The following is a 12441-nucleotide window of genomic DNA, read 5'->3' as shown; positions in this document are numbered from 1 at the left end:
CCGCCTGGAGCGGGTGCCTCGGTCAAGAGATCAAGGCTGGGTAACGAGCTCTACCGGGGTCTCGATCACGCCCTTGTCATTGGTCTGGACCTTCTCGCCCTTGAGTTTTTTCAGCGCGGCCTCGATACCGAATACCGCCTGGCGAGCGGCGAACTGGTCTGCGGTAGCCAATACACGGCCATCCTTGAGCATCGGCTTGATGGCATTGATGTTGTCGTAGCCGACCACCTTTACCTGGCCTGTCTTGCCGGCCGCGCGCACCGCGGACACCGCGCCCAGCGCCATGCTGTCGTTTCCGGCCAGCAAGGCTTTGAGGTCGGGGTATTCGTTGAGCATGGCCGAGGCCACCGCGTTGCCCTTGTCGATTTCCCAGTTGCCGGACTGCACGGAAACCACGTTCATCTTGGCCGCGGCCATGGCGTCCTTGAAGCCGGCGGTGCGCTGCTGCGCATTGCTGGTGGTCGGCACGCCCTCGATGATCCCGACCTGGGCGCCCGGTTGCAGTTGCTTGGCCAGGTATTCGCCCACCAGGGCCGCGCCCTTGCGGTTGTCCGGCCCTACGAAGGGGACTTCGAGGTTCTTGCTCTTGAGCACACCGGCATCGAGCTGGTTGTCGATGTTCACCACCACGATGCCGGCGTCCATGGCTTTCTTAAGTACCGGCACCAGGGCCTTGGAATCGGCCGGGGCGATCACCAGCGCATCGACCTTGGAAACGATCATCTGCTCGACGATACGAATCTGGCTGGAAGTATCGGACTCATCCTTGATCCCGTTGGAGATCAGGTCGAAATCCGAGGCGTGTTCTTTCTGGTACGCCTTGGCGCCATCTTCCATGGTCAGGAAGAACTCGTTGGCCAGGGACTTCATGACCAATGCGACCTTGGGCTTTTCGGAGGATTCGGCGTGAGCCACAGAGAATGGCAACAGGGTGGTGGCGCTGAGTACGGCAGCGGCCAGCAGGCGACCAGCGAAGGGCAGCTTCATGGGTGATCTCCATTATTGTGATTATTCTTCGGGCGAACGCTGCCGGGTGGGATCTGCACACGCGCAAACGTTTGCGAAATGTGACTATGAGAAAACTACAAAGGATTGTCAATCAATGTTTCAGAGTCGACCTTCGCAGGCCGACAGCTCATTCGGGCCGAGCGGGCCGGTTGCTCTCCCCAATCACCAGCCAGAGGCCGCCGGCCGAAACCGCCATCCCGAGCGCCATCTGCCAGCTCAAAGGTTCACCGAACATGGCCCAGGCCCAGATCATGGTGATCGGCGGGCTAAGGTAAAGCACGCTGGCCACGCGGGTGCCGCTGCTTCGGCGCAGGCACAGCCAGTACAGCCCGTAACCGCCGAGCGTCGACAAGCCCACCGTCCACAGCACGCTCAGCGCGAACCCGATGGTCGGAACGGGGGCCAGGCTACCCTGGCTGCCCTGGATAGCGGCGAAGACGAAGCTGGAGACAAAACATTGCAGCCAGAGGTTGGGCAGCAGGCCCATGGATCGGGCAGCACTCAAGCGCTTCTGCCACAGGGTCGCCACCGCGAGTGACAGCATGCCCGCCACCGGCAGGCCATAGGCCCAGAGAGGCGCGCTGCCCAGCTCCAGCACGCCCTGGGTGACCCAGAGCACACCCACCAGCCCAAGGATCAACCCCAACCACATCCGAAGGGCCAATCGCTCGCCCAAAAACCCCGCCGCCAATAGCGCCATGCCCAGGGGCAGCAGGTCCGCGCAAAGGGCGGCGAGGCCGGCCGGCACGCCAAGCGCGATGCCTTGGGCGACCCCGGCCAGGTATCCGGCCATTGCCAGCAGGCCAATGCCGGCATTGGTCAACAGCACGGGAACCGGCGTTGTTCGTAACGGCTTCAGGACGAAGGGCCACAGCAGAACGCAGACCAGCACGCAACGCCAGAACACCACCAGCAAGGCCGGAGCGTAGTCTATGGAAAAGCGCGCGCCGATAAACCCGGAGCTCCAGGTCAGCAGCATTCCTGCTTCGAGCAAAGGTAATGGCAGGGTGTCCCGAAACGTGTGGCGTGCCGGTTCGTTGAGTTGGGTCGAATTGGGCTGGCTCATGCACCCAGGCTAGGGAAATGACCTAACCTAATAAATCAAAATATGCTGCAGTAGTTGTTGAAGGAAATTGAAGCATGAGCGCCATCCTCGATATTGACCTTCTGCGGACCTTCCATTCAGTGGTGCGCATCGGCAAGTTCAGTGCCGCTGCCGAGCAGTTGCACAAGAGCCCGGCGGCGGTGAGTGTGCATATTCGGCGTTTGGAGGAGATAGCAGGCGGCCGCCTACTCAACCGGGACAATCAGTCAGTGTCCCTGACCGCATTGGGTCAACGCCTGCTGGTCTCCACGGCCGAGCTGTTACGCACCCACGACCAAGCGTTGGCGGACCTGCACGGCGCGGCCCTCGCGGGGCGCATCACCTTGGGCGTGCCCGACGAATACGCGGCGCATGTCATTCTGGACATCCTTCCCATCTTCACCGCAGCCTGGCCCAATGTAGTACTGGAGCTCAAGACAGGGCCCAGTTATGCGCTGCGGGAGGGGATACAGCGGGGCAAGCTGCAGACAGCCGTGTTGGCCCAGCCCAAGGGCCAGGCCGACCCCGACGCTCAGGTGTTGATGTCGACCACGCCTGTCTGGGTCGGCCCTATGAATACCGCCGTGGCGCTCGATGACCCTTTGCCCTTGGCCGTACATGCCGTGCAATGCCCCTACCGCGAAGCCATGACCGAAGCGCTCCAGGCGTGCGGTCGACGTTCGCGTATCGTGCTCGAAAGCCAGTCCAACCAGGCGGTAAAAGCCTGCGTGGAAGCCGGGTTGGCGGTGAGCCTGATCGACCGCGCCAAGGTCACCGAGCGTATGCGGATTCTGGAAGATCTGCCAATGATTCCTGACCATGAAATCGTGTTCGTGCGCAGCGCTGCGTCACAAGGGGATGAGGCCGTGGCCCTGCTCGGGAAGGCGATGCGGCAGTGGTTTCGGTTGTAATCCGACAGCGGCCTGATGGGCAGGAAGATGGGTTAACGCCCGCGCTAGTTAGTTCTGTCGCTAGCTGGGTTCGTCAACTTAAGAGGTGACAGCGAAGAGTGGCTTTCGCGCCGATGGCGCTGTCTCTACCAACCGGAACCTATACAACCAGCGTTCTAACGGTTGCCGCTACGTTGTGCGGGGCCGCGTGCTCTTCCACGCCCTTCCAAGCCGCTTCCAGCCAATTTTCACAGCTTATACAGTGGTATGTAGCTGTATAAACGCTGTATAAATGGATCCACAAGACGACGAATGGCACGCCAATTAATTAATGTTATGAGGGCAATAGGAGATAACCCAGATACCTGCCCCTGACCGGGGCTACTGCTCAAGGGCCTCCCATGACCATTGCCCCCCAGGAGTTTCGCTCCGCTTCCCGCTCCCTGCCGCTGGCCGCCAGCGCCGTGGGCGCTGTCGTTTCCATCAGCGCCCTGGCACTGACCAGCGACCTCAGTCTTTGGCTCAACGCTGCCTGTGTCGCGCTACCTACTCTACTGGCCGGTGGTTTCTCTGCCTGGCGCGTCGGTCGGAAGCCTGCCGCCCCCGCTGCCGCCCCATCAGTGGTAGAGCCAACGAGCGAACCCCTGCCTGACGCACAGCGGTTGTGCGATGCAGCGCTGCCCGTGTGGATGCGCCAGATCGAAACATCCCGCGAGCAAACAGAAACCGCAGTAGGCGCGCTCACTCAGCGGTTCGTGGATATCGCGGGACGCCTCGACCAGACGCTGGCCGCTTCACGCCAAGCGGCTGGTGAAATGGGCGAAGGCGGCGTGAGCGAAGGCTTGGCGCAGAGCCATGGCGCCCTGGCCGAGGTGGTCGACAGCCTGCGCATCAGCCAGCATAGCCGCGATGAAATGCTCCAGGCGGTACGCCATCTCACGGACTACACCGGGGAGCTGCGGCAGATGGCCGCCGACGTGGCGGCCATCGCCGCGCAAACCAACCTGCTGGCGCTCAATGCGGCCATCGAGGCCGCCCGCGCCGGCGAGGCAGGTCGCGGCTTCGCGGTAGTGGCTGACGCCGTGCGTTCGCTGTCGAGTCAATCCAGCGAGACTGGTCAGAAGATGTCCGCCAAGGTGGACGTGATCAACGCCGCCATTGGCCACCTGGTAGAAGTTGCGGGCGAAAGCACCGACAAGGGCAACGACAGCGTCGCCCAGGCCGAGCAAGCGATCCAGGGCGTGCTGGGTCGCTTCGAGGGCATCACCGGCAAGCTCCAGGGGGCGTCCGAATTACTGCGTCAAGAAAGCGAAGGTATTGGTCAGGAGCTATCCGAGGTGTTGGTGGCGCTGCAGTTCCAGGATCGCGTCAGCCAGATCCTCAACCAGGTGCAGCAGCGCATGGCCGACCTGCATCAGCACGTGGAGCGAGCCCGCGAAGCCAACGTCCCCCTGAGCATGGACGTGGCCGGCTGGCTGGCTGAAACCGAGCGCACTTACGCCATGCAGGAACAGCGAAACAACCATCACGGCCGGGCCAACAGCGCTCCGACCGCCAGCGACATCACCTTTTTCTAACGTTCGACGCGCAACCGGGAGGTTCCATGGCCAAGGCCATTCTCGTGGTGGATGACTCCGCCAGTATTCGCCAAGTAGTAGGTATCGCCCTCAAAGGGCAAGGCTACGACGTGCTTGAAGCCTGCGATGGCAAGGACGCGCTGGCCAAGCTGACCGGCCAGAAGATTCATCTGGTGATCAGCGATGTGAACATGCCCAACATGGACGGCATCACCTTCGTGAAAGAGCTCAAGAAGCTGCCGGCCTACAAGTTCACCCCGGTGATCATGCTGACCACCGAGTCTCAGGAAAGCCGCAAGCAGGAAGGCCAGGCCGCCGGCGCGCGCGCCTGGGTGGTCAAGCCTTTCCAGCCCGCCCAGATGCTGGCCGCGGTGGCCAAGCTGATCGCGCCATGATCGACGTGCAGCGCGGCGAAGGCCGGCTGCGGCTCGCCGTGCAGACCGACCTGACCATCTACCAGGTAGGCGAGCTGCACGCGGCCATCGGCGCCTGGCTCGCCGAGCCGGATGACTGGCTGCTGGATCTGGGCCAGGTATCTGAAATGGACGGCGCGGGCCTGCAGTGGTTGCTGTACTTGAACCAACAGCGCCAGGCCCGAGGCCAGCGCTTGACCCTTGGGCCGCTGAGCGACGCGGTACAGGCCGTGCTGGCCCAATGCCCCGGGACGCCCCTGACCCCGGCTGAATGAACCTTGTTTGACGAGACCCTTATTCCATGAACCTCGAAGCCGCGTTGCAAACCTTCATCGCCGAAGCGCGCGAGCTGCTTCAGGCCATGGAACAATCGCTGCTGCGCCTGGAGAGCGAACCCGGCGACGATCAATGCCTGGCCGAAGTGTTCCGCGCCGCCCATACCATCAAGGGCTCGGCGGGGTTGTTCGGGCTCGATGCGCTGGTGAGTTTCGCCCATGAGGTAGAAGACCTGCTCGACCGCCTGCGCGCCGGCAGCCTGACCATGGACCGTGATTGCACGGCACTGCTGCTGGCCTGCAACGACCACCTGAGCGCGCTGCTCGAATGCGTAGCCGTTCGTCGCCAAGCCCCCGGGGCCGATCTGATCGCCATCGAACAACCGCTGCGCCAGCGTCTGGCGAACACCAGCGGCAAGCCGCCGGCGGCGCCCCGCATCGATGACTCTGCCCAGGCGCACGGCGCCGTTCGGCTTTGGCATGTCTCGGTGAGCTTTGGCCAGGACAGCTTTCGCCATGGCATGGACCCGCTCTCCTTCCTGCGCTACCTGGACACCCTCGGCGAGCGTGACGGCCTGGCCTTGCACCCACTTGCCGTACCGGGCGACCGCTTCGACCCGGAAAGCTGCTACCTGGGCTTCGAGCTGCGCCTGCGCGCTGGCTGCGACGCGGCTGCCCTGGCCGATGCGTTCGCCTTCGTCGAAGGTGAGTGCGAACTGGGCATTTTCGATCTGAGCCTGGATACCGTAGCCTACGACCAGTGGCTGGCAGGCTTGTCGACGGAGCGTCGGCAATGGCTGCTCGAACAATGGCCGGCCACCGTGCGGGCCGAGCCCGACACGGCCACGGCAGGCGCTCATGCCCCGGAGGCGGTCGCCGAACCGGCGGCGGTGGCGCCGGCCGGTGCTCCAGCCACGCGGCAAGGCCCGGACTCGCGCCAGGCCTGGGTACGGGTTCGCGCCGATAAACTCGAAGCCTTGATCAACCTGGCCGGTGAGCTGGTCACGGCCGGCGCGGGCGCTCGCCTGCTGGCCGAGCGCCTGGCCCAGGCTCAGGGCGAGCCCGCCCTCGCCGAAGCCACGGCGGCGGTCAACGCCCTGGTCGAGCAGGTGCTCGAAGGGGCGCTGGCGATGCGCATGGTCCCCATCGGGGAAACCTTCAACCGGTTCCAGCGCACCGTGCGCGATGTCAGCCAAGCCCTCGGCAAGGATATCGAGCTGGTGATCAGCGGCGGCGACACCGAATTGGATAAAGCTCTGGTTGAGCAACTGGGCGACCCTCTGATGCACTTGCTGCGCAATGCCATGGACCATGGCATCGAGGCGCCTGAACAACGGCTGGCCGCGGGCAAGCCGGCCCGGGGTCGCTTGCACCTGAACGCCTTTCATGACGCCGGCAACATCGTGGTGGAACTGAGCGACGACGGCGCCGGGCTCAACCGCGAACGCATCCTGGCCAAGGCCCGCGAGCGCGGCCTGGTGGGCCAGAATGAACCCAGCGACCGGGAACTGCTGAACCTGATTTTCGAGCCGGGCTTCTCCACCGCAGCCGCGGTGACCAATCTGTCTGGCCGTGGCGTTGGCATGGACGTGGTCAAGCGCAACATCACCGGGCTGCGTGGCAGCATCGAGCTGTTCAGCCCGCCCGGTCAGGGCACGACCGTGCGCATTCGGTTGCCGCTGACCCTGGCGATGATCGACGGCTTGCTGGTGGAGGCCGCGGACAGCAGCTATGTGATTCCCCTGGGCATGGTGCGCGAATGCATGGAGCTCAACCCCGCCGACCGTGCCGCGCTTCGCCAGCGCGGCCACGTGGACCTGCGCGGGGAGGTATTGCCGGTGGTCTTTTTGCGTGATCACTTCGGCCTGGTCGGCGCGCCGCCCCGGCGGGAGAACATCGTGGTGATCCGTGGGCACGGTCTGAAGGCCGGCCTGGTGGTAGACCACTTGATGGGCGAATACCAGACCGTGATCAAACCACTTGGCCCGCTGTTCGCGGGGGTACGCGGCATCAGCGGCTCCAGCGTGCTGGGCAGCGGCATAGTCGCGCTGATTCTCGATGTACCGGCGCTGCTCAAGCACCTGAGCGAAGGCCCAGCTTCATTCCATTCACTTTCCACCGTTCAAACCGTTTAAGCACAGGATTCGTCCCGAGGTGTTCATCATGCAATGGTTCTACAACCTGAAAATCTCTGCCAAGCTGCTGATCGCGTTCCTGCTGGTACTCTCACTTGCGGTCGTGCTGGGCCTGTTCTCCATCTTCCAATTGGCCGCCGTCAATGATACCGCCCTGCGCATGAGCGAGGACTCGATCCCGTCCATTCGCGCCGCCTCCAGCATGCGTTATAACCTCACTCAATACCGTACCCGCGAGGCCCGCCACATCCTGGCCGATACCGAGGAGGAGATGAGTGAACTTCAGCGCAACGGCCAGCTCTCCCGCGCCGAAGTGGACAGCAGCATCGAAAAGTACAAGGCACTGATTTCCAGCGCCGATGAACAGGCGTTGTTCGACAGTTTCATCAACGATTACCACCGCTACCTGACCATCAGCGAGAAGGTACTCAACCTGTCTCACGCCGGTGACAAGGCGAGCGCCAAGGCAATCCTGGCCACCGAATCGCGGCCGGTATTCGAAGGCGCGGCCGCCACGCTGGGCAAACTGGTCGCCCTCAATGACAGCAACGCTCAGGCCGCCAGTGACGAAGCCGCCCGTACCTACGGACGCGCCCGTGTGGCCATTGCCCTGGTGCTCGCCGCGTCGCTGGCTCTGGGCCTGTTCTTGACCTGGTTCATGTCACGCATCATTTCGCGGCCTCTGCGCCACGCCATGGACGTTGCCACCCGCCTGGCCGAAGGCGACCTGAGCGTGGAAGTGAAGGTCACCGCGCAGGATGAAACCGGCCGCCTGCTGGGCGCCATGCACAACATGACCGGCCAACTGGGCCGCATCATTGGCGAGGTGCGCCATGCCGCGGACAACCTGGCCAGCGCTTCGGAGGAAGTGAGCGCCACCGCGCAGTCCATGAGCCAGGCCACCAGCGAGCAGGCCGCCAGCGTGGAGCAGACCAGCGCTTCGGTGGAACAGATGACCGCCAGCATCAATCAGAACACTGAAAACGCCAAGGTCACGGACGGCATGGCCAGCAAGGCCGCCCGCGAAGCGGTGGAAGGTGGCCAGTCGGTACAGGCCACGGTGGACGCCATGAAAAAGATCGCCCAGCGCATCGGCATCATCGATGACATCGCCTACCAGACCAACCTGTTGGCCCTGAACGCGGCCATCGAAGCGGCCCGGGCCGGCGAGCACGGTAAAGGCTTCGCCGTGGTGGCGGCCGAAGTACGCAAGCTGGCCGAACGTAGCCAGGTCGCGGCCCAGGAAATCGGCGAGCTGTCCACGGGCAGTGTGCAACTGGCCGAGCGGGCGGGTGCGCTCTTGACTGAAATCGTGCCTTCCATCGGCAAGACCAGCGACCTGGTTCAAGAGATCACCGCGGCCTCTGAAGAACAATCGGCCGGTGTCGCCCAGATCAACATGGCCATGGTGCAGTTGAACCAGGTCACCCAGCAGAACGCCTCCAGCAGCGAGGAACTGGCCGCCACCGCGGAGGAAATGAGCAGCCAGGCCGAGCAACTGCAACGCGCGATGAGTTTCTTCCGTGTCGAAGGCGATCACGTCCGCGGCGCTGCGCAAAGCCCGCAACGCCCGGCCGCGCGTGGTACCACCGCGGCGCCCGCTCGGGCCGTGTGGCGGGGCGAAGCCGCCGGCGCGCTGTCCGAAGCCGAGTTCACTCGTTTCTAGAGGTGCCGCCATGAACAGCCTGAATGCTACCCCCGCGGGCGACGCCCAATACCTGACCTTCGCGGTCGCTGGCGACACCTACGCCCTGGCCATCGATGGCATCAAGGAAATCATCGAACTGAGCCCCATGACGCTGGTGCCGATGATGCCCGCCTATGTGCGCGGCGTGATCAACCTGCGTGGCGCCGTTGTCCCGGTGGTGGACCTGGCCGCGCGCTTCGGCCAACCCCAGGCCCTGGTAGGGCGGCGCAGCTGCGTGGTGATCCTGGAGATACAGCCGGCCGAGGGAGACAAGCAGGTCTTCGGCCTGCTGGTGGACGCCGTCTGCGCCGTGCTGGACATCGCCGCCGAGCATATGGAGCCGCCGCCGGCCTTCGGCGCCCGCATCCGCGCGGACTTCATCGCTGGCATGGCTCGGCTCGACGAGCGCTTCGTCATTGTCCTTGACGCCAATCGGGTGTTGGCGCTGCATGACCTGGTAGCGCTGGCCCAACTGTCCGGCGAGGCGGCGGCGTGAGCGGTACCGGCATCAGCGACGCGGATTTCGCGCGCTTCCAAGGCTGGCTCTACCAACGCGCCGGCATCCATATGGCGACCAGCAAGAAGGCGTTGGTCGCTGGCCGTCTGGCTGGCCGGCTGCGTCAGTTGGACATGGAAAACTATGGCCAGTACTTCGCGCTGATCACTGCCCCTCCAGGGGCTGGCGAAGCGCAGATCGCGCTCGATCTGCTGACCACCAACGAGACCTACTTCTTCCGAGAGCCCAAGCATTTCGAGTGGTTACGCGACCAGTTGCCAAGCCTCATTCGCCCAGGCCGTACCCTGCGCATCTGGAGCGCGGCCTGTTCCTCCGGGGAAGAGCCGTACAGCCTCGCCATGCTGCTGGCCGATTGCCTGGGTGAAAAACCCTGGGAGGTCCTGGGGTCGGACATCAGCACCCGGGTGCTGGAGAAAGCCGCGCGGGGGCACTACCCGATGGAACGTGGCCGCAACCTGGCCCCGGCCTACCTTAGCCGCTATTGCCTGAAGGGCATCGCAGGCCAGGCGGGGACCTTCCTGGTGGACCGCCCCCTGCGCGAGCGTGTGAGCTTCCAGCAGGTCAACCTCAACGTCACCTTGCCGAAACTGGGCGAGTTCGACGTGATTTTTCTGCGCAACGTGCTGATCTATTTCGATATGCCCACCAAGCGCAAAGTGATCGAGCGCCTGGTTCCGCTGCTGCGCGGTGGTGGCTATTTCCTGGTCAGCCATTCGGAGAGCCTCAACGGTGTCACTGACGCCTTGAGCTTGCTGTCCCCCTCGATCTATCGCAAACCCTGAGCCGCCCATGCCCAACTCGACTCCCATCAAAGTGATGATCATCGACGATTCGGCCGTGGTCCGTCAGGTGCTTCAAGGCATTCTGGAACAAACCCCGGACCTGAAGGTGATAGGCGTGGCCAGCGATCCCCTATTCGCCATGGACAAGATGGCGCGGCAGTGGCCGGATGTGATCCTGCTCGATATCGAAATGCCGCGCATGGACGGGGTGACCTTCCTGCGCAAGCTCATGGCCGAGCGCCCTACCCCGGTGGTGATCTGCTCGACCCTGGCCGAAAGCGGCAGCCAGACAGCCTTGCAGGCCATGGCGGCAGGCGCGGCGGATATCATCGCCAAGCCCAAGGCGGGGCTTAAGGATTTTCTCCAGCAGTCGGCCGCTGAATTGGCCGCGGCCATACGCGGCGCCGCCAGGGCCAACCTCAATGCGCTACGCGCTCGCCCGCAAGCCGGGCCCGTGGCGCCCAAGCATAGCGCCGACGCCATCCTTCCCAGCGGCCAGGGACAGGCCATGGCGCGCACCACCGAGCGGGTGATCGCCCTGGGCACCTCCACCGGCGGCACTCAGGCCCTGGAGCGGGTATTGACCGCCCTGCCCCGGGTCTGCCCGGCCATCCTGGTGGTGCAGCACATGCCGGAGAAATTCACCGCGGCATTTGCAGCCCGGCTCAACAGCCTCTGCGCTCTGGAGGTGGTGGAAGCCCGGGACAATGACCGCGTACTGCCCGGGCGAGTCCTGATCGCGCCCGGCGGTCGCCACATGCTGCTCAAGCGCAGCGGCGCGCAGTATCACGTGCAGATCACCGATGGCCCTCATGTGAACCGGCACAAGCCTTCGGTGGACGTGCTGTTCCGCTCGGTGGCCCGCTTCGCCGGCAGCAACGCCACGGGCGTCATCATGACCGGCATGGGCGACGACGGCGCGCGAGGGCTGCGCGAGATGCTCGACGCCGGTGCCGACACCTACGCCCAGGACGAAGCCAGCTGCGTGGTGTTCGGCATGCCCAAGGAAGCCATTCGGCTGGGCGGCGCGCGGCAGGTGGTGGCGCTGGATCGAGTGGCGCAAGTGATCGTGCAGGCGGGCCGGTAGGCGAGGAGCGCGGCCGAGGGCGGCGCCCCGGATACCGAGCAGGCACATCGCCGATCGCCCCCGCCATCAAGCGCGGCCGGCCCGGGCCCATGTGAGGCGGGCCAGGGCAAGCGCCAGCAGGAATGAGAGCGCTGAAGTTCACGGCCCAGCGCAGGTTCCTTTTAGAACGCTCATCCGGCGCCGTCCTCTGTTTCTGGCCTTTGGTCAACAGCGCCGCGCACACGTCCCTTACATGATCCATCAATTCCTTGCCACGACCTCGGACAATCTCGGCTTGCGCGGCATCGAAGCCGACGTTGCGTCTAAGTGCGATCACCCTGATCCAGATGGGCCATGCGTGATCCTGCACGCTTGAGCAGGTCTCAAACGCTTTCAATGTCTTGGGTGTCACTGCCTTCATGGATACCTAGGGTCGTCACGGCTGTAGCGAGGGTGGCAGCCACCAGGAGGCTGGTTTTGCGATAGGGCATAGGCGCAATGCGCTCTCGTCATGTAGGCAGCGTTCTGCCCAAGACCTGTCGGGTAGTGGCGTGGAATACGAAGAATCCAGCCGCGATGCGCGGCGTGAACCGGGCCAGCGAAGCGCCAATAAAACATCTAGCGGCCTATTGTTTTTTTGACTTCCCTGGCTTGTATCCGTGTGCTTACAACGCAACCGACGCCGACAAACCGTCGTTTTTCCAAGATAGTTAGCGTTTTTATCTGGTTTTTTGACGTTCATATGAAAGGCATAGAAGCGCATATGTGAACTCTGTCATAAACCGTGCCGACTATTTGGCTGCAACTCTCTTTCCCGGGACGGACGCGAACATGATCTTCAACGTAAAGGATTTTGGTGCTGTCGGTGATGGCGTAACGGATGACACCGCGGCGATGCAAAAGGCGATCGATGCGGCTTCGGCAGCTGGAGGCGGCACTGTATTCGTGCCTAGCGGCACCTACATCGTTTCGGCTGGGGAAGAGCCTTCCGATGGTTGCCTGATGCT

The 12441-nt window shown here is 63.7% G+C and carries 12 protein-coding genes; 10 read left to right on the top strand and 2 right to left on the bottom strand.

The genetic code is table 11. The annotated features are described in order from the left end of the window. Positions 1–30 precede the first annotated feature (30 nt). Positions 31–987, bottom strand: a complete 957-nt coding sequence (locus ACP691_RS19465; protein WP_426153343.1) for a sugar ABC transporter substrate-binding protein — start codon at positions 985–987, stop codon at positions 31–33. A 148-nt stretch (positions 988–1135) separates the two neighbouring features. Beyond that, positions 1136–2074 (bottom strand): DMT family transporter, encoded by a 939-nt coding sequence (locus ACP691_RS19460; RefSeq protein WP_426153341.1) that lies wholly within the window; start codon positions 2072–2074, stop codon positions 1136–1138. 74 nt (positions 2075–2148) lie between these two features. Here ACP691_RS19460 and ACP691_RS19455 point away from each other — a divergent pair, with 74 nt between their 5' ends. The 10 genes from ACP691_RS19455 to ACP691_RS19410 form a co-directional block, all read left to right on the top strand. Then, complete coding sequence (locus ACP691_RS19455; protein WP_426153339.1) at positions 2149–3003, top strand: LysR family transcriptional regulator; 855 nt, start codon at positions 2149–2151, stop codon at positions 3001–3003. 380 nt (positions 3004–3383) lie between these two features. Beyond that, on the top strand, positions 3384–4559 hold the full coding sequence (locus ACP691_RS19450) for a methyl-accepting chemotaxis protein (RefSeq protein ID WP_426153337.1): 1176 nt from the start codon (positions 3384–3386) through the stop codon (positions 4557–4559). Positions 4560–4585: 26 nt separating this feature from the next. Then, the gene (locus tag ACP691_RS19445) at positions 4586–4954 is read left to right on the top strand and encodes a response regulator (RefSeq protein ID WP_426153335.1); all 369 of its coding nucleotides are present in this window, start codon (positions 4586–4588) and stop codon (positions 4952–4954) included. Then, on the top strand, positions 4951–5247 hold the full coding sequence (locus tag ACP691_RS19440) for an STAS domain-containing protein (protein ID WP_426153333.1): 297 nt from the start codon (positions 4951–4953) through the stop codon (positions 5245–5247). The genes ACP691_RS19445 and ACP691_RS19440 overlap by 4 nt, the downstream gene beginning before the upstream one ends. A gap of 26 nt (positions 5248–5273) precedes the next feature. Continuing rightward, positions 5274–7382 (top strand): chemotaxis protein CheA, encoded by a 2109-nt coding sequence (locus ACP691_RS19435; RefSeq protein ID WP_426153331.1) that lies wholly within the window; start codon positions 5274–5276, stop codon positions 7380–7382. 28 nt (positions 7383–7410) lie between these two features. Next, positions 7411–9048: a methyl-accepting chemotaxis protein gene (locus ACP691_RS19430; RefSeq protein ID WP_426153329.1), complete on the top strand. Its 1638-nt coding sequence runs from the start codon at positions 7411–7413 to the stop codon at positions 9046–9048. Positions 9049–9058: 10 nt separating this feature from the next. Beyond that, positions 9059–9565, top strand: coding sequence for a chemotaxis protein CheW (locus ACP691_RS19425; RefSeq protein ID WP_426153327.1), 507 nt, complete (start codon positions 9059–9061; stop codon positions 9563–9565). Then, a complete protein-coding gene (locus ACP691_RS19420; protein ID WP_426153325.1) occupies positions 9562–10368 on the top strand; it encodes a CheR family methyltransferase in 807 nt (268 codons plus the stop codon). Before ACP691_RS19425 ends, ACP691_RS19420 begins: the two co-directional genes overlap by 4 nt. 7 nt (positions 10369–10375) lie before the next feature. Continuing rightward, positions 10376–11455 (top strand): protein-glutamate methylesterase/protein-glutamine glutaminase, encoded by a 1080-nt coding sequence (locus ACP691_RS19415; RefSeq protein ID WP_426153323.1) that lies wholly within the window; start codon positions 10376–10378, stop codon positions 11453–11455. An 810-nt stretch (positions 11456–12265) separates the two neighbouring features. Next, positions 12266–12441 (top strand): glycosyl hydrolase family 28-related protein (locus ACP691_RS19410; RefSeq protein WP_426153562.1); only part of this gene is annotated, 176 nt, incomplete at its 3' end.

This window comes from Pseudomonas sp. DC3200b2, from assembly GCF_049895785.1.
GTDB lineage: Bacteria > Pseudomonadota > Gammaproteobacteria > Pseudomonadales > Pseudomonadaceae > Aquipseudomonas > Aquipseudomonas massiliensis.
Note: the sequence above shows the minus strand (reverse complement) of the source record. Positions and strands in the feature narration are given on the sequence as shown.

What these genes read in the sequence shown, in the direction of transcription:
- ACP691_RS19455 (WP_426153339.1), top strand. Translation starts at nt 2,149, where the DNA reads ATGAGCGCCATCCTCGATATTGACCTTCTGCGGACCTTCCATTCAGTG.
- ACP691_RS19460 (WP_426153341.1), bottom strand. Translation starts at nt 2,074, where the DNA reads ATGAGCCAGCCCAATTCGACCCAACTCAACGAACCGGCACGCCACACG.
- ACP691_RS19435 (WP_426153331.1), top strand. Translation starts at nt 5,274, where the DNA reads ATGAACCTCGAAGCCGCGTTGCAAACCTTCATCGCCGAAGCGCGCGAG.
- ACP691_RS19450 (WP_426153337.1), top strand. Translation starts at nt 3,384, where the DNA reads ATGACCATTGCCCCCCAGGAGTTTCGCTCCGCTTCCCGCTCCCTGCCG.
- ACP691_RS19430 (WP_426153329.1), top strand. Translation starts at nt 7,411, where the DNA reads ATGCAATGGTTCTACAACCTGAAAATCTCTGCCAAGCTGCTGATCGCG.
- ACP691_RS19465 (WP_426153343.1), bottom strand. Translation starts at nt 987, where the DNA reads ATGAAGCTGCCCTTCGCTGGTCGCCTGCTGGCCGCTGCCGTACTCAGC.
- ACP691_RS19415 (WP_426153323.1), top strand. Translation starts at nt 10,376, where the DNA reads ATGCCCAACTCGACTCCCATCAAAGTGATGATCATCGACGATTCGGCC.
- ACP691_RS19425 (WP_426153327.1), top strand. Translation starts at nt 9,059, where the DNA reads ATGAACAGCCTGAATGCTACCCCCGCGGGCGACGCCCAATACCTGACC.
- ACP691_RS19445 (WP_426153335.1), top strand. Translation starts at nt 4,586, where the DNA reads ATGGCCAAGGCCATTCTCGTGGTGGATGACTCCGCCAGTATTCGCCAA.
- ACP691_RS19440 (WP_426153333.1), top strand. Translation starts at nt 4,951, where the DNA reads ATGATCGACGTGCAGCGCGGCGAAGGCCGGCTGCGGCTCGCCGTGCAG.